The organism is Streptomyces sp. NPDC058646 (assembly GCF_042716875.1).
Lineage (GTDB): Bacteria > Actinomycetota > Actinomycetes > Streptomycetales > Streptomycetaceae > Streptomyces.
In genome coordinates this window covers 186,488-205,627 of record NZ_JBHXRK010000010.1, presented here as the reverse complement: position 1 = coordinate 205,627, position 19,140 = coordinate 186,488, and the positions used below count along the sequence as shown (strand labels likewise).

Sequence of the window (19,140 nt, the reverse complement as noted above, 5' to 3'; positions counted from 1 at the left end):
GTAGGGCGGGCCGGGTGGACCGCACCAGCCACTTATAGCCCCCCGAATCCCGCCATTCTCTTCCTGGTCGCCCATCCGAAACTCCCCGATAGCCCGGCGTTATCGGTGGCTGACATCATCCGCCCGGCCCATCCGCTCCCGCAGACTCCGGTACCGAACGACCACCCCCCACCGCACCGGACGAGTAGGAGCCCCCCACATGCGCCACTCCCGAAAGGCCTTGCTGGCCGCCACGATCGGCCTCGGCATGGCCACCGCGCTCGGCGCCGTCCCCAGCGCCAGCGCAGCCTCCGCCCCCGCCCCGGGCAACGCCGCGAGCTACGCGGCGTACGAGCGCTCGCAGGAGAACGAGACCGCCAACCGCGCCTTCTTCGACGCCGTGCAGCGCTCGGTGGCCGAGCAGCGCGCCGCGAACCCGGGCGCCCTGGCGGTGACCGTCACGTACAACACCCGCAACGCGCCGAGCTTCCGTACCCAGATAGCCCGTTCCACGCAGATCTGGAACAGCTCGGTGAGCAACGTCAAGCTGCAGGAGGTCTCCTCCGGCGGCAACTTCTCGTACCGCGAGGGCAATGACTCGCGCGGGTCCTACGCGAGCACGGACGGGCACGGCCGGGGCTACATCTTCCTGGACTACCGGCAGAACCAGCAGTACAACTCCACCCGCGTGACCTCGCACGAGACCGGCCACGTGCTCGGCCTGCCGGACCACTACTCGGGCCCGTGCAGCGAGCTGATGTCGGGCGGCGGCCCGGGCACGTCGTGCACGAACGCCACCCCGAACAGCACCGAGCGGGCGCGCGTCAACCAGTTGTGGGCCAACGGCCTCGTCGCCTCCGGCCTGGGGACGAAGAGCTAGTCGCGCCGCGTCACCGGCCCTGCCGCCGCGCAGGGCCGGTGACGCGCCTGCGCCGGGTCAGCGCTTGACGGCGTACGAGGTGACGACCTGGCCTCCGCCGAGGGCGGTGCAGCCGGTCAGCTCCAGGGGGCGCACCCCGAAGCCGGCCCGGGACATGGGCATGCCGGTCCCCACGACGACCGGGTAGGTCTTGACGATGTACTCGTCGATCTCGTCGGCCAGCTGCCCCGCGAGGTCGGCGCCTCCGCACAGCCAGATGCCGAGCCCGTCCCGCTCCTTGAGCGCGCGGACCTCGGCGGCGACGTCTCCGCTGATCAGCTCGACCTGGGGGTCGGGCGGGACCGTGAGGGAGCGCGAGACGACGTACTGCTCCCGCAGGTGGCCGTAGGGGCTGCTCACGCCGGCCTTGAGGCCCGGCTCGTAGGTGCCCCGCCCCATGACGACCGCGTCGAAGCGCTTCGGGGCGGCGTCCGCGATCCCGAGCTGCTCGCGGCCCGGTGTGGAGATCGTCTCGGGGTACTCGGCCGTCAGGTGGCCGATGAACTCCGGGTCGAGGAAGGCGTAGATGAAATCGGCTTCGCCGTCGGGGGCTCCGATGAACCCGTCGACCGTGGTGGCGATGAAGTACGTGAGCTTGCGCAAGCGGTCCTCTTCCGTCCGGTGGTGCCGCCGCTCCGGGGCACGTCGATCAAAGTACTGTGCCTGAAGTACTTTGCCAAGCCCCTTCGGATGCCTTCCGACCCGCGCCGGCGACCCGCGCTGCCGCCCGTCCGGACATCCGCCGCGTCATCCGCCGCCCCGGTGCCGCGGGTTCACCCCTGCGGCTTGCGCCACATCGGCCACATCAGCGGGCCGTCCGGAAGCCGTACCGCCTCGCCCGTGAACTCCCAGCCGAGCCGCTCGTACAGCCGCTTGCTGCGCTCGCTGCTGGCCTCCAGGTACGCCGGTACGCCCTCCCGGTCACAGCGTTCCAGCACCGGCCTGATCAGCTCGGTGCCCAGCCCCTCGCCCTGCCGGCCCGGCGCCACCGCGATCATGAGCAGGTACTCGTGCTCCTCCGAGGTCGGGTGGACCGCGCCCGTGAGCCGGCCGACCAGCTCGCAGCGTTCGTTGCCGGGGTCGGCCACCTCGCGCATCCTGGCCGGGACCTCGTCCTCGCCCTCCGGTTCGCCGGCCGGGACCCGCAGCCACAGCGCGGCCGCCGAACCGTCCGCCGCGCAGTCGATCCGCCCCTCCGCGAGGGCCACGTCCACGAAGACTCCGAGGAACCTGCCGTGCACGGCGGCGCGGTGCTCCGGGTCCGGGAAGACCCAGCTGCTGACCGGGTCGGTGCGGAAGGCCTCGTCGAGCAGCCGGGTCACCGCGTCCCGGTCCGACTGATCCGCCTGACGTATCTCCAGCGCCACTGGTCACACCCTTCACTCACATGTCAACAACCGTGAGTGATCCTAGAGTTGGGCCGGGGACGGCGTAAGGCCCGTTCCGGCACCGTGGGGTACCGGAACGGGCCTGCCGTCCTGCTTCCGTCTACCTCGTGCGGCGCGTCACGAATTCGGCCAGCGCCAGCAGTCCGCCCGCCGCCCCGAGATCGGGTACGGCCCGGGACAGCTGCTGCACCGCCCGGCCCATCCGGTCGGCGGCGTGGGCCTGTGCCCAGTCGCGCCCGCCGGCCCGGTCCACCGCGTCGGCGGCCCGGGCCACCTCGGCCGCGGCCATGGGGCCCGCGTACAGGGCGGCCAGCTCCTCCCCCGCCGCGGTGCCCGAGGTGAGGGCGGCCACGACCGGGAGGGACTTCTTGCGGGCGAGCAGATCCGCCCCGGCGGGCTTGCCGGTGTGACCCGGGTCCCCCCAGATGCCCAGCAGGTCGTCGATCAGCTGGAAGGCCAGTCCGGCCTCCCGGCCGAAGGCGTCCATCGCGTCGACCTCGTCCGGTCCCGCCCCCGCGTACAGCGCCCCCAGCGCGCACGCGCAGCCCAGGAGGGCGCCGGTCTTGGCCGTGGCCATGGTCAGGCACTCGTCGAGCGAGACGTGCGGCCGCTGCTCGAAGGCGCAGTCCGCCTGCTGGCCCGCGCACAGCTCGATGACGCAGGCCGCGAGCCGTGCGGCGGCGGCCCCCGAGGCCGGATGCGCGTCCTCCGCGAGGACCCGCAGCGCGAGCGCCATCATCGCGTCGCCGGTGATGATCGCGTCCGGCATCCCGAACACGGTCCAGGCCGTGGCCCGGCCGCGCCGCCGGGCGTCCTTGTCGATGACGTCGTCGTGCAGGAGCGTGAAGTTGTGCGCCAGCTCCACGGCCACGGCCGCCCGTACGGGGTCCTCGGGGCGGCCCGCCGACCCCCGCAGGGCCTGGGCCGCCGCGAGCACGAGGGCGGGCCGGACGGCCTTCCCGGCATGGCCCGCGGCGGGGGAGCCGTCCGCATGCTCCCAGCCGAAGTGGTACATGGCCACGCGCCGCGTCGTGCCGGGCAGGCTCTCGACGGCCCGGCGCAGTTCCGGGTTGACCGTTTCTCTTGTGCGTTCCAGCAGGGCCACGGCCTCCTGGCCCTCGCCGGTCGTGATCGCCTCGGTGGTCGCCATGGCGCCTCCGTATCCCTGGTGACCCTGGTGTCCCTCGGCCTGCCGCCTCAGCGCCAACGGCCGATCTCGACGTTCTCCAGGACGCCGAGCGCGTCCGGCACCAGCACCGCGGCGGAGAAGTAGGCGGTGACCAGGTAGGAGATGATCGCCTGCTCGCTGATCCCCATGAAGCGGACCGAGGTGCTCGGTTCGATCTCGTCCGGGATGCCCGGCTGGTGGAGGCCGATCACGCCCTGCTCGTCCTCGCCGGTGCGCATGCACAGGATGGACGTGGTGCGGGCGTCGCTGATCGGGATCTTGTTGCTCGGGAAGATCGGCACGCCGCGCCAGGCGGGCACCCGGTTGCCGCCGATGTCCACCGACTCCGGGTACAGCCCGCGCCGGTTGCACTCGCGGCCGAAGGCGGCGATGGCCTTGGGGTGGGCGAGGAAGAACTTGGAGCCGCGCCGCATGCTGAGCAGCTGGTCCATGTCGTCGGGGCTGGGCGCGCCGTCGTGGGGCTGGATGCGCTGGTCGTACTCGGCGTTGTGGAGCAGGCCGAACTCGCGGTTGTTGAGCATCTCGTGCTCCTGGCGCTCGCGCAGCGCCTCGACCGTGAGCCGCAACTGCTGCTCGGTCTGGTTCATCGGCTGGTTGTACAGGTCGGCGACGCGCGTGTGCACCCGCAGGACCGTTTGTGCAATGGAGAGCTCGTACTCGCGCGGGCGGGCCTCGTAGTCCACGAAGGTGCCGGGGAGGACGGCCTCGCCCTGGTGGCCGGCGGAGAGGTCGATGGCGGCCTCGCCGTACTTGTTGGTGTGCTTGGCGGGCTGGGACCGTACGCGCTCCACGTGTTCGCGCAGCGAGTCGACGCGGTCGGCGAGCAGCTGGAAGTCCTGGCGCGTCAGCACGAGCGCGGTGCCGGCGGTGGCGGCGCGGGCGGTGTACTCCCAGATGGACTCCTCGTCGGCGAGGGAGTCCTCGCCGAAGTAGGTGCCGTCGGCGATGGTCTTCAGGACCGCGTCCTCGCCGTAGGGGCCCGGGCCGACGTGGTCGATGCGGCCGTGGGCGAGCAGGAACACCTGGTCGGAGGGGCTGCCGAAGGAGGTCAGCTCCTGGCCCGCCTCGAAGTCGATCTGGCGGCAGCGCTGGGCGAGTTCGCCGAGCACGTCGAGGTCCTCGTACTCGCGCAGCAGCGGCAGCTCGCCGAGCTCCGCCGGGATCACCTGGACCTGGGTCCCGGTCTTGATGAACTCGACGCGTCCGTCGCCGACGGAGTAGCTCAGTCGGCGGTTGACACGGTAGGTGCCGCCCTGGACCGAGACCCACGGGAGCATCTTCAGGAGCCACCGCGAGGTGATCTCCTGCATCTGCGGCGCGGACTTGGTCGTGGTTGCCAAGTTCCGTGCCGCCGACGTCCCGAGACTGCGCTGCGGCGTCTGGACCTCGGATTCGGAACCCGCCTGGACCGACATGTGTTTCCCTTTCGATCACTCCATGGATCTGCGGGATGCACCTTTCCAGTACGGAACGTGGTGGGACCATTACACAAAAGAGTGGGACTACTCCGTCCGGGGGTGGGGCACCCTTTGTGGTCCGCTCGCGCCCCACAGGTCACTTCAACCCCACAGCTTTCAGCCATCCATCCGCTGCGACCTGATGCATCACCGCGTTTGAATGTGCGTCGCACATTCCAGTTTTCTACGCTGCCTGCATGCGGCTGACCCGATTCACCGACCTGGCCCTGCGCGTCCTGATGCGCCTGGCCGTCACGGACGCCGGCGGAACCAGCCTCCCCACGACCCGCGACGTCGCGGCGAGCATGGAGGTTCCGTACACGCACACGGCCAAGGTGGTCGCCAGGCTGCAGCACCTCGGCCTGGTCGAGGCGCGGCGCGGGCGCGGCGGAGGGCTCGCACTGACGGCCGCGGGGCGGGCCGCCTCGGTGGGCGGAGTGGTGCGCGAACTGGAGGGGGCCGGCGACGTCGTGGAGTGCGAGGGCAGCGCCCCTTGCCCACTGCGCGCCGCCTGCGTCCTGCGCCGCGCGCTCCGCACGGCCCAGGAGGCCTTCTTCGCCTCGCTCGACCCCCTGACGGTGGACGACCTGGTGGCGGCTCCGGCCGGCCCGGTCCTGCTCGCCCTGTCGAGCCGGTCCCGGGAGTAGCTCCCGGTCCGGCGCCTGATGGCCGGATCCCACCGGCCCGCGCCCGGTACTCCGCCCGACGAGCGGACCGGTCGAACAGAAGTCCCCCACCGGCGGACCCGGCACCGCACCCGGCAACCGCCCCACTCCGCAACATGTACATACCCATTGGATGAGGAGCCCCGATGCTTTCCGAGAAGGCGACCGCGACCGTACGAGCCACCCTGCCCGCAGTCGGCGCGGCGATCGGCGACATCACCGAGCTCTTCTACCAGAAGCTGTTCGCGGCCCACCCGGAGCTGATCCGCGACCTGTTCAACCGCGGCAACCAGAACGCGGGGCTCCAGAAGCAGGCCCTGGCCGGCGCCGTCGCGGCCTTCGCCACGCACCTCGTCGCGAACCCCGGACAGCGCCCCGACGTGATGCTGAGCCGCATCGCCCACAAGCACGCCTCCCTCGGCGTCACGCGGGAGCAGTACCCCGTCGTCCACGAGCACCTCTTCCAGGCCATCGCCGAGATACTCGGCGAGGCGCTCACCCCCGAGGTCGCCGAGGCCTGGGACGAGGTCTACTGGCTCATGGCGAACGCCCTCGCCGCCCTGGAGGAGCGCCTCTACGCCCAGCAGCAGGTCGTCGCCGGCGACGTCTGGCGCGAGTGGACCGTCACCGCCCGGGTGGAGGAGACCGCGGACTGCACCACCTTCCGCCTCGCCCCGGCCGACGGGGCCCCCGCACCCGCGCACCTGCCCGGCCAGTACGTTTCCGTCCAGGTGGAACTGGCCGACGGGGCCCGGCAGATACGCCAGTACAGCCTCTCCAGCGCCCCCGGCTCCCCCGACCGGGCGATCACCGTCAAGCGGGTCCACGGCAGCGCCGCCGGCGGTCCCGACGGGGAGGTCTCCGGCCACCTCCACGCCCGCGTCCGCGCCGGCGACACCCTGCGCGTCTCGGCCCCGTACGGCGACCTGGTTCTCGAGGACTCCGCCGCCCCGGTCCTGCTCGCGTCGGCCGGCATCGGCTGCACCCCCATGCTCTCGATGCTGGAGCACCTGGCCGACACCGGGCACACCGCCCCGGTGACCGTCCTGCACGCCGACCGTTCCCCCGCGGACCACGCCCTGCGGGGGGACCACCGCGCCCTGACCCACAAGCTCGCCGACGCCTCGGCCCGCTTCTGGTACGAGGAGGCGGCGGAGCCGGGCGACGGCGAAGGGCTGCTCGACCTCGCGGACGTCCCGGTCCGCGCGGGCACCCGGGCCTACCTGTGCGGCCCGCTCCCCTTCATGCGCGCCGTCCGCGAGCAGCTGCTCGCCAAGGGGGTGCCGGCCGCCGACATCCACTACGAGGTCTTCGGCCCCGACCTGTGGCTCGCCTCCTCCTGACGCCGGCGGCCGGCGGGGAGCGGGCGGCTGACGTCGGCCGGGGTGTCCGGATCGGATCGCTCGGCGTACGAAGGCACTAGCCGCGGAGGGGCCACCTCCACTACACCGGAGCGTAATGAGACGAACACACAGGGTGTTCCTCACATACCGCAACGAAGGAGGCGGCCATGGCCGCACCCATGTCCGCGGACCGGTTCATCAAGGCATTGCGGGCCGAGGGCCTGACCGTCGTCGAGATCGGCGCCTGGCGCACCCACAACCGCAACCACAAAGGCCCCTGGGGTCCCGTGCACGGGGTGATGCTCCACCACACCGTCACCCGCGGGACCTCGTCCACCGTCGCGCTCTGCCGCGACGGGGATTCCGCCCTGCCCGGCCCGCTGTGCCACGGCGTGATCACCAAGGACGGCCGGGTCCACCTGGTCGGCTTCGGGCGCGCCAACCACGCGGGCTCCGGCGACGCCGACGTCCTGCGGGCGGTGATCGCCGAGAAGCGGCTCCCGCCGGACGACCGCGCAGAAACCGACGGCAACCGCCACTTCTACGGCTTCGAGTGCGAGAACCTCGGCGACGGCAAGGACCCGTGGCCGGCGGTGCAGCTCGACGCGATGGCCCGCGCGGCGGCCGCCGTCTGCCGGGTCCACGGCTGGACGGCCCGCTCGGTCATCGGCCACCTCGAATGGCAGCCGGGCAAGATCGACCCGAAGGGCTTCACGATGGACTCGATGCGCCGGCGCGTCGGCGAGCGCCTGAAGTGACCGGCCCCCACCAGGGACAATGACGGGGTGACCCACCCCGAACTGCTCCCCCGTCCGCCGTCTCCGCTGACCGAGGCGGCGGACGAACGGTTCACGGCGCACGGCGTACGGCTCCTCCTGAAGCGGGACGACCTCGTGCACCCGCAGCTGCCGGGGAACAAGTGGCGCAAGCTCGCCCCGAACCTGCGGGCCGCGTTGGCGGGCGGCCACGACCGCCTCGTCACCTTCGGCGGCGCCTACTCGAACCACCTGCGGGCCACGGCGGCGGCCGGCCGGCTGCTGGGCCTGCGGACCACCGGCATCGTGCGCGGCGACGAACTGGCCGGCCGGCCCCTCAACGACTCCCTCGCCCGGTGCGCCGCGGACGGCATGCGGCTGCACTTCGTCTCCCGCGCCGACTACCGCCGCAAGGCCGAGCCGCTCACGCTGGCCCGGCTGCTGGCCGAGGCGGGGGGCGAGGGGGCGTACGTGGTCCCCGAGGGCGGCAGCAACGCCCTCGCCCTCCAGGGCTGCGCGGAACTGGGCCGCGAGCTGCGCGGGGCGGCGGACGTGGTGGCGGTGGCCTGCGGGACCGGCGGCACCCTGGCGGGCCTGGCGGCCGGGCTCGGCCCGGGCGGCCGGGCGCTGGGCGTCCCGGTCCTGGCGGGCGGCTTCCTGGGCGCGGAGATACGTTCCCTCCAGAGCCTGGCCTTCGGCGGTCCGGCGGGCGACTGGAGCCTGGCGGAGGACTTCCACCACGGCGGCTACGCCCGGGTCCCGCCCCCGCTGGAGGCCTTCGCGGCGGACTTCGAGGCCCGCCACGGCCTCCCGGTGGAGCGGATCTACGTGGCCAAGCTGCTCTGGGCCCTGGCCTCCCTCACCGGGGCGGGCGCCTTCCCCCGCGGCACCACCCTCGCGGCGGTCGTCACGGGCCGCCCCTGGGGGGCGGTCGCACCGTAGCGCAGCGGGGACACCCCTGGGGCCTGCCGGCCCGGCCGGCCAGGGGGGCGGCCCCGGCCCCTAAGGAGTGCCTTCGCGGTAGGCGGCCGCCTCCTCCAGGTCGAGCCGGCGCAGCAGCGCGCGCAGCATCTCGTCGTCGATGCGGCGGCGGTCGCGCAGCGAGACGAAGACCTCCCGTTCGGCGGCGATCATCTCGCGGGAGAGCCGCCGGTAGACGTCGTCCGCGGACTCGCCGGTGACCGGGTTGACCTCGCCGAGCCGTTCCCACACCGCGTTGCGGCGCCGTTCCAGGACGGTCCGGAGCCGGTCCGCCAGGGGCGGCGGGAGGCCGTTCGCCGGGTCCTCCAGCAGCTCCGCGAGCCGCTCCTCCGCCGCCCGGGAGGCCTCGCTCTGCGCCTGCGCCTCGGCGAGGGTCTCGGCGTGCAGGTCCCGCTGCGGCAGCCGCAGCGCCCTGATCAGCGGCGGCAGCGTGAGCCCCTGCACCACCAGGGTGCCGATGACCGTGGTGAAGGTCAGGAAGAGGATCAGGTTCCGGTGCGGCACGGACATCGGCACGGAGAAGGCGATGGCCAGTGAGACCACTCCGCGCATCCCGGCCCAGCCGACGACCACCGGGGCCTTCCAGTCGGTCTCCGGCTCCCGTCTGCGGATCCGTTCGGACAGCCACCGCGGCACGAAGGTCGCGGGGAACACCCACAGGTACCGGGCCACGACCACCATGAGGAACACCGCGAGCGCGTACCAGGCGGCGGCCAGGCCCTCGTACTCCCCCAGCCCCTTGAGGACGACCGGCAGCTGGAGCCCGATCAGGGCGAAGACCACGGACTCCAGGACGAAGGCGACCATCCGCCACACGGCCTCCTCCTGGAGCCGGGTGGCGAAGTCGACCTGCCAGTTCCGGTGCCCGAGGTACAGGGCGACGACGACCACGGCCAGCACGCCGGAGGCGTGCACCCGCTCGGCCGCCGCGTACGCCACGAACGGGATGAGCAGCGAGAGGGTGTTCTGGAGCAGGGGCTCCTTCAGGCGGGTGCGCAGGTGGTGGATCGGGACCATCAGCAGCAGGCCCACCCCGACCCCGCCCACCGAGGCCAGCAGGAACTCGGCGATCCCGCCCGCCCAGCCGGCGCTCACCCCGACGGCCGCCGCCAGGGCCACCTTGTACGCGGTGATGGCGGTCGCGTCGTTGACCAGGGACTCGCCCTGGAGGATGGTCGTGATCCGGTTCGGCAGCCCGAGCTTGCGGGCGATCGCGGTGGCGGCCACGGCGTCGGGCGGCGCGACCACCGCGCCCAGCACCAGCGCCACGGGCAGCGACAGGCCCGGCACCACGAGGTACGCCGCGTACCCGACGGCGAGGGTCGCGAAGAGCACGTAGCCCACCGACAGCAGCGCGATGGGCCTGATGTTCGCCCGCAGGTCCAGGTACGAACTGTCCACGGCGGCCGTGTGCAGCAGGGGCGGCAGGAGCAGCGGCAGCACGATGTGCGGGTCGAGGGCGTAGGTGGGCACGCCCGGGACGTACGCCGCGGCCAGCCCCGCCGCGACCAGCAGGAGCGGCGCGGGCACCGGCGTCCGGCGGGCCAGGCCCGCGACGGCCGCGCTCCCGGCCACCAGCGCGACCAGCGTCAGTACCTCCATCGAAGCCCGTCCTCATCCGTCGTCCCGGCGCCCCCGCGTCGTACGCTCGTCATCATGAGCGAGTGCACCCACGTTGCCGAACTGCCGCGCCCCGAGCCCGTCCCGAGTGCCCAGACATGCCCCGAATGTCTGGCGGTGGGCAGCCACCCGGTACAGCTGCGGCTCTGCCTCGGGTGCGGATACGTGGCCTGCTGCGACTCCTCCCCCCTGAAGCACGCCACGGCGCACTACCGTCAGACCGGCCATCCGGTGATGCGCAGCTTCGAACCGGGCGAGACCTGGCGTTGGTGCTTCGTGGACGGTTCGATCGTCTGAGGCGGGGGTAGGTCAACCCTCCGCCGGTTCCCCCGATTTGGACCCGCCGACCTCTAGCCACTGTGCGTTCCCGTGGGCTTACCATCAGTCACCGGGTAGAACTCGGCCGGTCCGGCGCTCCCAGCGGGCGCCATGAGGGGTGCCGCGACACGATCGCCCGGATCGCGATAGCGTCACCGGCGAACACAGCTCGTACCACCTTGGAGGTGAGGGTGTCCCAGATCGCAGGCGAGCCCGGGACCCAGGACTTCGTGGAAGTCCGGCTGCCCGCTGCGGGTGCCTACCTGTCGGTGCTGCGGACGGCCACGGCCGGCCTCGCAGCACGTTTGGACTTCACCCTCGACGAGATCGAGGACCTCCGCATCGCGGTGGACGAGGCCTGCGCGATCCTGCTCCAGCAGGCCGTGCCGGGCTCCGTCCTCAGCTGCGTCTTCCGGCTGGTGGACGATTCGCTGGAGGTGACCGTCTCGGCGCCGACCACGGACGGCCGTGCGCCGGAGCGCGACACGTTCGCCTGGACCGTTCTGTCGGCGCTGGCCGGCAAGGTCGAGTCGACGGTCGAGGAGGACCGGACGGTGAGCATCAGTCTCTACAAACAGCGCGGCGCAGGACCAGGCCCGGCGTGAGCGGCGGGGAGGTCCCGGTGCGGGGCGGGGATCGGCCCCCGGTGCGGCACGAGGTCGACGGCGGCATCCCGGAGCAGCAGCACGCCCGGCCGCACCCGGCTGACGCGGATGCGGAAGACGGCCTTTTGGACTCGGCGGAGCGACGGGCGGGCCCTATGAGCGAGAACCAGCACGACCAACCACAGCCACCGGCACCACCGGCCGAGGAGGCCGCTGCGGCGGCGCCGCCGGTGCCGGTGTTCCCGGTGACCCCGGCGCTGCCGGATCCGCGCGACCGCAGCGGTGCGAGGGCCCTGTTCATCGAGCTGCGGGCGCTGCCCGACGGGTCGGTGGAGAAGGCGGAGCTGCGCAACCGGCTCGTCCGGATGCACCTGCCGCTGGTCGAGCACCTGGCCCGGCGGTTCCGCAACCGCGGGGAGCCGCTGGACGACCTGACGCAGGTGGCGACGATCGGCCTGATCAAGTCGGTGGACCGGTTCGACCCGGACCGCGGGGTCGAGTTCTCCACCTACGCCACCCCGACGGTGGTCGGTGAGATCAAGCGGCACTTCCGGGACAAGGGCTGGGCGGTCCGGGTGCCCCGGCGTCTGCAGGAGCTGCGGCTCTCGCTGACCACGGCCACCGCGGAGCTGTCGCAGCAGCACGGCCGTTCCCCCACGGTGCACGAGCTGGCGGAGCGGCTCGGGATCTCCGAGGAGGAGGTGCTGGAGGGGCTGGAATCAGCCAATGCCTACAGCACGCTCTCGCTGGACGTCCCGGACACGGACGACGAGTCGCCGGCGGTCGCGGACACCCTGGGTGCGGAGGACGAGGCCCTGGAGGGCGTCGAGTACCGCGAGTCCCTGAAGCCGCTCCTGGAGGGGCTGCCTCCCCGGGAGAAGCGGATCCTGCTGCTCCGCTTCTTCGGCAACATGACCCAGTCACAGATCGCGCAGGAGGTCGGCATCTCCCAGATGCACGTCTCGCGCCTGCTGGCCCGCACCCTGGCCCAGCTCCGCGAGAAGCTCCTCGTCGAGGAGTGACGGTCCGGTCGGCGGCGGCCCGCGTCTAGGACGCGGGCCCCATGCCGAGGGCCTCGGTCGACGTCGGGTTCACGAGCAGGGCCACGACGGCCACCGCGGCCAGGGCCAGCGCGACGGCGGCAGCGGTCATCAGGGCGCCGCCGCTGTTGAAGAGGGTCCAGGCCACCGGCAGGGCCATCAGCTGGGTGATCAGCGCCGGGCCGCGGCTCCAGCGGCGGCCCAGGCGCAGGCCCCGGGCCGCGACGAGCGGCAGCGCGGCCAGGGCGAGCAGCGTGATCCCGCCGGTCTCGGCCTGCCGTACGGAGTCGGGGTCGCCGGCGAAGCCCACGACCAGCATGTAGACGCCGAGACCGGCCAGCGCCAGCCCTTCCAGGGCGGTGAGCACGGCGGCCGCGGTCAGCCTGCGGGGCAGCGCGGCGGGCCCGTCGGCGGCGGGGGCGGGGGCGTTCTGGGGCTGCTTCTCACTCACCCCAGCAGCGTAGCCGCCCGCCCGGGAGCCGGAGGGGACGGGCAGTAGAGTCGGTGCACCACGGGGTGGGTAGTCTGGCGCTCATGCGTGCACTTCTCGTGGCCAATCCAGCAGCGACGACCACCAGTGCGCGCACGCGTGACGTCCTGGTCCACGCCCTGGCCAGCGAGATGAAGCTGGAGGCGGTGACCACCGAGTACCGGGGGCACGCCCGGGACCTGGGGCGCAAGGCCGCGCACGAGGGGCTCGACCTGGTGGTGGCGCTGGGCGGCGACGGCACGGTCAACGAGGTGGTCAACGGTCTGCTGCACAACGGGCCGGACCCGGAGCGGCTGCCCCGGCTGGCGGTGGTTCCCGGCGGCTCCACCAATGTGTTCGCGCGGGCCCTCGGTCTGCCCAACGACGCGGTCGAGGCGACCGGCGCCCTGCTGGACGCACTGCGGGAGCAGCGCGAGCGGACGGTGGGGCTGGGTCTGGCGGCGGGGACCCCCGGCACGGAGGACGAGTCGGTCCCGGCCCGCTGGTTCACCTTCTGCGCCGGCTTCGGTTTCGACGCGGGTGTGGTGGGGCGGGTCGAGCAGCAGCGGGAGCGCGGCAAGCGTTCGACGCACGCGCTCTACGTACGACAGCTCGTGCGGCAGTTCTGGGAGGAGCCGAACCGCCGGCACGGCACGGTGACGCTGGAGCGCCCCGGCGCGGATCCGGTGAGGGACCTGGTGCTGTCGATAGTGTGCAACACCTCGCCGTGGACGTATCTGGGCAATCGCCCGCTGTACGCCTCCCCGGAGGCGTCGTTCGATACTGCGCTTGACGTACTGGCCCTCAATCGTTTGTCAACTCCGGCGGTCGCCCGGTACGCGACACAGCTCCTGACCTCCACTCCTGAGCGCGGCCCCCACGGCAAGCACGCGGTGTCTCTGCACGATTTGACCGACTTCACCTTGCATTCGAAGGTGCCGCTCCCCTTCCAGATGGACGGCGACCACCTCGGACTGCGCACCAGCGTTCGGTTCACAGGCGTTCGCCGGGCACTGCGTGTGATTGTGTGAGTGGAAGGGCCTAAAGGCCTTTCACTCGAACGTTTACACGCCGGTCCACCCCTAGGAAGTAGGGCTGTGACCTAGTCGACACCGACGAATCAAAAAAAACTTTCCGGAAGGGGTTGTATCCCCGTCCGAGGTTTGCGAATCTCTACATGGCGATCGGGACAGCCCGCAAAACCCGGCACCCACACAGATCGCCAGAACCCCTCCACGAATCACGGACCGCACCGGGCAACTGGGCGTCGGCCCTTCCCTCACGAGGGGATTCGTGAAAGCGTTCACATTCACAAGCAACGTGCATGTCACACAAGAGAGGTAGCAGCCATGGACTGGCGTCACAACGCCGTTTGTCGTGAGGAAGACCCCGAGCTGTTCTTCCCCATCGGCAACACCGGTCCTGCGCTGCTGCAGATCGAGGAAGCCAAGGCCGTCTGCCGCCGCTGCCCCGTCATGGAGCAGTGCCTCCAGTGGGCGCTCGAGTCCGGTCAGGACTCCGGCGTCTGGGGCGGTCTCAGCGAGGACGAGCGCCGTGCGATGAAGCGCCGCGCCGCTCGCAACCGGGCGCGCAACGCCAGCGCCTGACAACGACTTTTGAGCCTCGACGCGCAGCGCGTAGTACCCGTATAAGCGCTTGGCAACGTGCTCTTGAACCCCGGATCCGGGGCCTCCCCCAGCTACCGCTGAGGGTGACCCCGGATCCGGGGTTCAGTGCTGTCCGGCCGCGGGTCCCGCCCGGACGTCACCGTGCGTGACCGACCGGGCGGTCGGCGCGGGGCTACTTCTGCGGGCTGGACGGGAGGTCGAGCACGACCTTGGTGCCGCGCGGCTGCGCCCGGACCATGTCGAACGTCCCGCCGAGCTCTCCCTCCACGAGGGTCCGTACGATCTGCAGCCCGAGGTTGCCGGCCCGCTGGGGATCGAATCCCTCGGGCAGACCGCAGCCGTCGTCGAGCACCGTGATCATCAGCCGGCCGTCGGCGCGGCCCGAACCGGTGCGGGTCGCGGACACCTCGACGGTGCCCCCCTCCCCCGCGGTGAAGGCGTGCTCCAGGGCGTTCTGCAGCACCTCGGTCAGCACCATCGACAGCGGAGTGGCGACCTCCGCGTCCAGGATCCCGAAGCGGCCGGTGCGGCGGCAGTCCACCTTGCCCGGGGAGATCTCCGAGACCATCGCGATCACGCGGTCGGCGATCTCGTCGAACTCGACCCGCTCATCCAGGTTCTGAGACAGCGTCTCGTGCACGATCGCGATCGAACCCACACGGCGCACGGCCTCGTTGAGCGCCTCGCGGCCGGTCTCCGAATCCATCCGGCGGGCCTGGAGCCGCAGGAGTGCGGCCACGGTCTGGAGGTTGTTCTTCACCCGGTGGTGGATCTCCCGGATGGTCGCGTCCTTGGTGATCAATTCACGTTCGCGACGGCGCAGTTCCGTGACGTCCCGGCAGAGCACCAGGGAGCCGATCCGGATCCCCTTGGGCTTGAGCGGGATGGCGCGCAGCTGGATCACCCCGCCGTTCCCCTCGACCTCGGTCTCCCTGGGAGCCCAGCCGCTGGCCAGTTTGACCAGGGCCTCGTCCACGGGGCCGCGGGAGGGCGCGAGTTCCGTGGTGGTGTCGCCCAGGTGCTGGCCCACCAGGTCCGAGGCGAGGCCGAGGCGGTGGTAGGCGGAGAGCGCGTTCGGCGAGGCGTACGTGACCACCCCGTCGGCGTCGAGGCGGATCAGGCCGTCGCCCACGCGCGGGGAGGCGTCCATGTCGACCTGCTGGCCGGGGAAGGGGAAGGAGCCCGCCGCGATCATCTGGGCCAGGTCGGAGGCGGACTGGAGGTAGGTCAGCTCCAGCCGGCTCGGTGTACGCACAGTGAGCAGATTGGTGTTGCGGGCGATGACGCCCAGCACCCGGCCCTCGCGGCGGACCGGGATCGACTCGACGCGGACCGGCACCTCCTCGCGCCATTCCGGATCGCCCTCGCGCACGATCCGGCCCTCGTCGAGCGCGGCGTCGAGCAGCGGGCGGCGTCCGCGGGGCACCAGGTGGCCGACCATGTCGTCCTGATACGAGGTGGGGCCGGTGTTGGGCCGCATCTGGGCGACCGAGACGTACCGCGTGCCGTCGAGGGTGGGCACCCACAGCACGAGGTCGGCGAAGGAGAGGTCGGAGAGCAGCTGCCACTCCGAGACCAGCAGGTGGAGCCACTCCAGTTCGGTTTCACTGAGAGCGGTGTGCTGGCGGACGAGGTCGTTCATGGAGGGCACGTGGCGAGCGTACCCCGGGTACGGTGCATGACTTTCCCCACGGGAATACGCAGGAGTATCCAGGAGGGGCGCGAGCCGCGTACTGTTGGAGGAAGTGACGGGATTCCAGGCCCCGTCATTGGATAGACAGAACAGATTGGTCTAGTCCACAATTGAGCAAAGCTTCCGCCCTCCCCGCACAGGAGGACGGATCGAGGTAACCGCGCGCTCTGCCCTGACCGCGCAGGAACCTCCCCCCGGCCGCCGGGAACCGCACACCCGACGGCCGAAAGTACTCCGGGCTACGGTGCCGGACGGGTTGAGGGTCCCGTCGGGCACCGTGGCCCAGAGGAATTCCCGGGCCGGACCAGGCCCCTCCCCCGCCCCGCAGGCCAGGCCCGCACGGCCCGCCGCGCCCGCCCTCCGCTTCGTCCGCCGCCGGCGCGCGCCCCCTCCGCTTCGTCCGCAGCCCCACCCCGAGCCCGCCGGAACACGGCCGCGCGCGACCTCCGCGATGCCACGGGCCCACCCGCGCACCTCACGGCCGGACGCCGGGACCCACATCACCGCCGCCCGCCGCGCGACGCTCCTCGCGCCAGGCCACGCCGCGGCCGCGCTACGGACCCCCGGTGACGCCGCCGGCGGGCCACCGGCAGGCCGCAACGGCCCTCCCGCGGCGCCCGCCGGCGAAGCCCTGCCGGGAGGCCGGAGGCGGGGAGCGGGATCACCATGGATAGCGGCGGGACCCCTCCGGAAGGCGGCCACCTCTGCTAGATTGGTCTATACCACACCACCACTCCAGATCGGCAGGCCCCGCGTGGAAGTTGTCATCGTCCCGGACGCCAAGGCAGGCGGCGAGCTCATCGCGGAGGCCATGGCCGCCCTGGTCCGCCGCAAGCCCGAGGCCCTGCTCGGCGTGGCGACCGGCTCTACCCCGCTGCCCGTCTACGAGGCCCTCACCGCCAAGGTCGGGGCCGGCCAGGTCGACGTCTCCCGGGCCCGGATCTGCCAGCTCGACGAGTACGTCGGCCTGCCGTCCGGGCACCCGGAGTCCTACCGCGCCGTGGTGCTGCGCGAGGTCGTCGAGCCCCTCGGCCTGACGGAAGACGCCTTCATGGGCCCCGACGGCTCCGCCGAGGACCTCGTCGGCGCCTGCGAGGCCTACGACCGCGCCCTGGCCGCGGCCGGCGGCGTCGACCTCCAGCTGCTGGGCATCGGCACGGACGGGCACATCGGCTTCAACGAGCCCTGCTCCTCCCTCGCCTCCCGCACCCGCATCAAAACGCTGACGGAGCAGACCCGCGTGGACAACGCGCGCTTCTTCGACGACGACCTGGACCAGGTGCCGCACCACGTCATCACCCAGGGCATCGGTACCATCCTCGACGCCCGCCACCTGGTCCTGCTGGCCACGGGCGAGGGCAAGGCCGAGGCCGTCGCGCAGACCGTGGAGGGCCCGCTCTCCGCGCTGGTCCCGGCCTCCGCGCTCCAGCTGCACCGCCACGCGACCGTCGTCGTGGACGAGGCGGCCGCCTCGAAGCTGAAGCTGGCGGACTACTTCCGCCACGCGTACGCCAACAAGCCCGCCTGGCAGGGCCTGTAGCGGTACCGGTACGCCGACACGGCGAAGGGCCGGACCCCCGCGGGGGTCCGGTCCTTCGCCGTGCGGGGGTTACACGCCGGCGATGATCTCGGCGGCGGCACGGCCGCTGACGCGGGAGGCCCCGTGCGTGACGATGTGCAGCGCGCCGCACGGTTCGGCACGCGGCAGGCCCATCTCGACGACGACCGTGTCCGGCCGCGCGGCGACCAGGGCGTCGAGGGCCTCGGTCATCCACCGGTGCCGGTGCGCGTCGCGGACCACCGCGACGACGGTACGGTCCCCCGCTGCCGCCAGGACGTCACCGGCGGCGGAGCCCTCCGGGTAGACCCCCGACCCGGTGCCCGGGAGCAGTCCGGCCAGTTCCGCGGCCACGCCCCACGGTGTCTCGTCGCCCACCGCGATGTTCGCGACGGGCGCGAGGGTGGCCACGTAGGGGGCGGAGATCCGGCTGGCCCGCCCGGTGATGACCAGGGCCCGGCGGGCCGCCGTCAGGCCGATGCCGGACGCCCCACTCCCCTCCGGCAGCGCGGCCGGCCGTACCCGGCGGGTCCACTCGGCCAGTGCGCGGACCCGGGCGGCGGCGTCGGCGAGCCGCTCCTCGGGGAGCGAGCCCTCGCGTACGGCCGCGACGAGCGCGTCGCGCAGCCGCAGGACGGTCGCCTCGTCGGCGAGTCCGCCGCCCACGCAGATCGCGTCGGCTCCGGCGGCGACGGCCAGGACCGACCCGCGCTCGATGCCGTACGTCCCGGCGATGGCGTTCATCTCCATGCCGTCGGTGACGATCAGGCCCTCGTATCCGAGCTCCTTGCGCAGCAGGCCGGTCAGGATCTGCGGGCTGAGCGTGGCCGGGCGGGTCGGGTCGAGGGCGGGCACCAGGATGTGCGCGCTCATCACGGCCTTGGTGCCGGCTTCGACGGCCGCCCGGAAGGGGACCAGCTCGCGGGCCTGGAGGGTGTCCAGGTCCGCGTCGATGCGGGGCAGCGCGTGGTGCGAGTCGACGTTGGTGTCGCCGTGGCCCGGGAAGTGCTTGGTGCAGGCGGCGACGCCGGCGGCCTGGAGGCCCTCGATGTACGCGGCGGTGTGCCGGGCGGCGAGGTGGGTGTCGGCTCCGAAGGACCGTACGCCGATGACCGGGTTGTCCGGGTTGGAGTTGACATCCGCGGACGGGGCCCAGTTGAGGTTGACCCCGCACTCGGCGAGCCTGCGGCCCAGCTCCCGGGCCACTTCGCGGGTCAGGGCGATGTCGTCGACGGCGCCGAGCGCCAGGTTACCGGGGAAGGACGAGCCGCCCCGGACCTCCAGGCGGGTGACGTCGCCGCCCTCCTCGTCGATGGCGACGAGCACGTCGTCCCGCTCGGCGCGCAGCTGCGCGGTCAGCGCGGCGAGCTGCGCGGGCGAGGCGATGTTGCGGCCGAAGAGGCCGACGGCGGTGAGGCCCTCGCCGACCTGGCGGAGCAGCCAGGCCGGGGCGATGGTGCCCTCGAAGCCGGGCTGGAGGACGGCGAGCGCGTCGCGGGTCACCGTGTCTGAGCGGTGCGCGAGGACAGTCAT

At 72.5% G+C, this 19,140-nt stretch carries 19 protein-coding genes; 11 read left to right on the top strand and 8 right to left on the bottom strand.

From position 1 onward, the window contains the following. Nucleotides 1–199 precede the first annotated feature (199 nt). Nucleotides 200–859: a snapalysin gene (snpA, locus tag ACFWUZ_RS15145; RefSeq protein WP_384372134.1), complete on the top strand. Its 660-nt coding sequence runs from the start codon at nucleotides 200–202 to the stop codon at nucleotides 857–859. A gap of 57 nt (nucleotides 860–916) precedes the next feature. Here snpA and ACFWUZ_RS15140 read toward each other — a convergent pair whose 3' ends face one another. The 4 genes from ACFWUZ_RS15140 to ACFWUZ_RS15125 form a co-directional block, all read right to left on the bottom strand. Further along, nucleotides 917–1,501 (bottom strand): dihydrofolate reductase family protein, encoded by a 585-nt coding sequence (locus tag ACFWUZ_RS15140; RefSeq protein WP_384372132.1) that lies wholly within the window; start codon nucleotides 1,499–1,501, stop codon nucleotides 917–919. A 170-nt stretch (nucleotides 1,502–1,671) separates the two neighbouring features. Then, nucleotides 1,672–2,265 (bottom strand): GNAT family N-acetyltransferase, encoded by a 594-nt coding sequence (locus tag ACFWUZ_RS15135; RefSeq protein WP_384372130.1) that lies wholly within the window; start codon nucleotides 2,263–2,265, stop codon nucleotides 1,672–1,674. Nucleotides 2,266–2,386: 121 nt separating this feature from the next. Next, nucleotides 2,387–3,436: a family 2 encapsulin nanocompartment cargo protein polyprenyl transferase gene (locus ACFWUZ_RS15130; RefSeq protein ID WP_384372128.1), complete on the bottom strand. Its 1,050-nt coding sequence runs from the start codon at nucleotides 3,434–3,436 to the stop codon at nucleotides 2,387–2,389. A gap of 47 nt (nucleotides 3,437–3,483) precedes the next feature. Further along, nucleotides 3,484–4,890, bottom strand: a complete 1,407-nt coding sequence (locus tag ACFWUZ_RS15125; protein ID WP_384372126.1) for a family 2B encapsulin nanocompartment shell protein — start codon at nucleotides 4,888–4,890, stop codon at nucleotides 3,484–3,486. Nucleotides 4,891–5,129: 239 nt separating this feature from the next. Between ACFWUZ_RS15125 and ACFWUZ_RS15120 the strand changes: the two genes are divergently transcribed. From ACFWUZ_RS15120 to ACFWUZ_RS15105, 4 genes are all read left to right on the top strand, one after another. After that, nucleotides 5,130–5,579 carry an RrF2 family transcriptional regulator gene (locus ACFWUZ_RS15120; RefSeq protein WP_384372124.1) on the top strand — a complete coding sequence of 150 codons (450 nt, stop codon included), beginning with the start codon at nucleotides 5,130–5,132 and terminating at the stop codon, nucleotides 5,577–5,579. Between the two features lie 164 nt (nucleotides 5,580–5,743). After that, nucleotides 5,744–6,940, top strand: coding sequence for a globin domain-containing protein (locus tag ACFWUZ_RS15115; protein ID WP_384372122.1), 1,197 nt, complete (start codon nucleotides 5,744–5,746; stop codon nucleotides 6,938–6,940). Nucleotides 6,941–7,107: 167 nt separating this feature from the next. Further along, complete coding sequence (locus tag ACFWUZ_RS15110) at nucleotides 7,108–7,698, top strand: N-acetylmuramoyl-L-alanine amidase (RefSeq protein ID WP_384372120.1); 591 nt, start codon at nucleotides 7,108–7,110, stop codon at nucleotides 7,696–7,698. A gap of 27 nt (nucleotides 7,699–7,725) precedes the next feature. Further along, nucleotides 7,726–8,637: a 1-aminocyclopropane-1-carboxylate deaminase/D-cysteine desulfhydrase gene (locus tag ACFWUZ_RS15105; protein WP_384372118.1), complete on the top strand. Its 912-nt coding sequence runs from the start codon at nucleotides 7,726–7,728 to the stop codon at nucleotides 8,635–8,637. A gap of 60 nt (nucleotides 8,638–8,697) precedes the next feature. Here the strand turns inward: ACFWUZ_RS15105 and ACFWUZ_RS15100 are convergent, their stop codons facing one another. Next, nucleotides 8,698–10,278: a Na+/H+ antiporter gene (locus ACFWUZ_RS15100; RefSeq protein WP_384372116.1), complete on the bottom strand. Its 1,581-nt coding sequence runs from the start codon at nucleotides 10,276–10,278 to the stop codon at nucleotides 8,698–8,700. Between the two features lie 54 nt (nucleotides 10,279–10,332). Between ACFWUZ_RS15100 and ACFWUZ_RS15095 the strand changes: the two genes are divergently transcribed. The 3 genes from ACFWUZ_RS15095 (at nucleotide 10,333) to ACFWUZ_RS15085 (ending at nucleotide 12,241) form a co-directional block, all read left to right on the top strand. After that, complete coding sequence (locus ACFWUZ_RS15095) at nucleotides 10,333–10,593, top strand: UBP-type zinc finger domain-containing protein (protein WP_384372114.1); 261 nt, start codon at nucleotides 10,333–10,335, stop codon at nucleotides 10,591–10,593. Between the two features lie 212 nt (nucleotides 10,594–10,805). Further along, nucleotides 10,806–11,219 carry an anti-sigma regulatory factor gene (locus ACFWUZ_RS15090; protein WP_030153599.1) on the top strand — a complete coding sequence of 138 codons (414 nt, stop codon included), beginning with the start codon at nucleotides 10,806–10,808 and terminating at the stop codon, nucleotides 11,217–11,219. Nucleotides 11,220–11,236: 17 nt separating this feature from the next. After that, nucleotides 11,237–12,241, top strand: a complete 1,005-nt coding sequence (locus tag ACFWUZ_RS15085) for an RNA polymerase sigma factor SigF (RefSeq protein WP_384372231.1) — start codon at nucleotides 11,237–11,239, stop codon at nucleotides 12,239–12,241. 25 nt (nucleotides 12,242–12,266) lie between these two features. Here ACFWUZ_RS15085 and ACFWUZ_RS15080 read toward each other — a convergent pair whose 3' ends face one another. Continuing rightward, the gene (locus tag ACFWUZ_RS15080; protein ID WP_384372111.1) at nucleotides 12,267–12,710 is read right to left on the bottom strand and encodes a hypothetical protein; all 444 of its coding nucleotides are present in this window, start codon (nucleotides 12,708–12,710) and stop codon (nucleotides 12,267–12,269) included. A gap of 83 nt (nucleotides 12,711–12,793) precedes the next feature. Here ACFWUZ_RS15080 and ACFWUZ_RS15075 point away from each other — a divergent pair, with 83 nt between their 5' ends. Together ACFWUZ_RS15075 and ACFWUZ_RS15070 are read left to right on the top strand one after the other, a co-directional pair. Continuing rightward, nucleotides 12,794–13,759: a diacylglycerol/lipid kinase family protein gene (locus tag ACFWUZ_RS15075; protein WP_384372109.1), complete on the top strand. Its 966-nt coding sequence runs from the start codon at nucleotides 12,794–12,796 to the stop codon at nucleotides 13,757–13,759. 318 nt (nucleotides 13,760–14,077) lie between these two features. Beyond that, nucleotides 14,078–14,335 carry a WhiB family transcriptional regulator gene (locus ACFWUZ_RS15070; protein WP_003953983.1) on the top strand — a complete coding sequence of 86 codons (258 nt, stop codon included), beginning with the start codon at nucleotides 14,078–14,080 and terminating at the stop codon, nucleotides 14,333–14,335. Nucleotides 14,336–14,528: 193 nt separating this feature from the next. Here the strand turns inward: ACFWUZ_RS15070 and ACFWUZ_RS15065 are convergent, their stop codons facing one another. Beyond that, complete coding sequence (locus ACFWUZ_RS15065) at nucleotides 14,529–15,998, bottom strand: sensor histidine kinase (RefSeq protein WP_384372229.1); 1,470 nt, start codon at nucleotides 15,996–15,998, stop codon at nucleotides 14,529–14,531. Nucleotides 15,999–16,803: 805 nt separating this feature from the next. Here ACFWUZ_RS15065 and nagB point away from each other — a divergent pair. Then, entirely contained in the window at nucleotides 16,804–17,589 is a 786-nt protein-coding gene (gene nagB / locus ACFWUZ_RS15060; RefSeq protein ID WP_384372107.1) for a glucosamine-6-phosphate deaminase, read from the top strand. A 69-nt stretch (nucleotides 17,590–17,658) separates the two neighbouring features. Here nagB and ACFWUZ_RS15055 read toward each other — a convergent pair whose 3' ends face one another. After that, nucleotides 17,659–19,140 (bottom strand): glycoside hydrolase family 3 protein, encoded by a 1,482-nt coding sequence (locus ACFWUZ_RS15055; RefSeq protein WP_384372105.1) that lies wholly within the window; start codon nucleotides 19,138–19,140, stop codon nucleotides 17,659–17,661.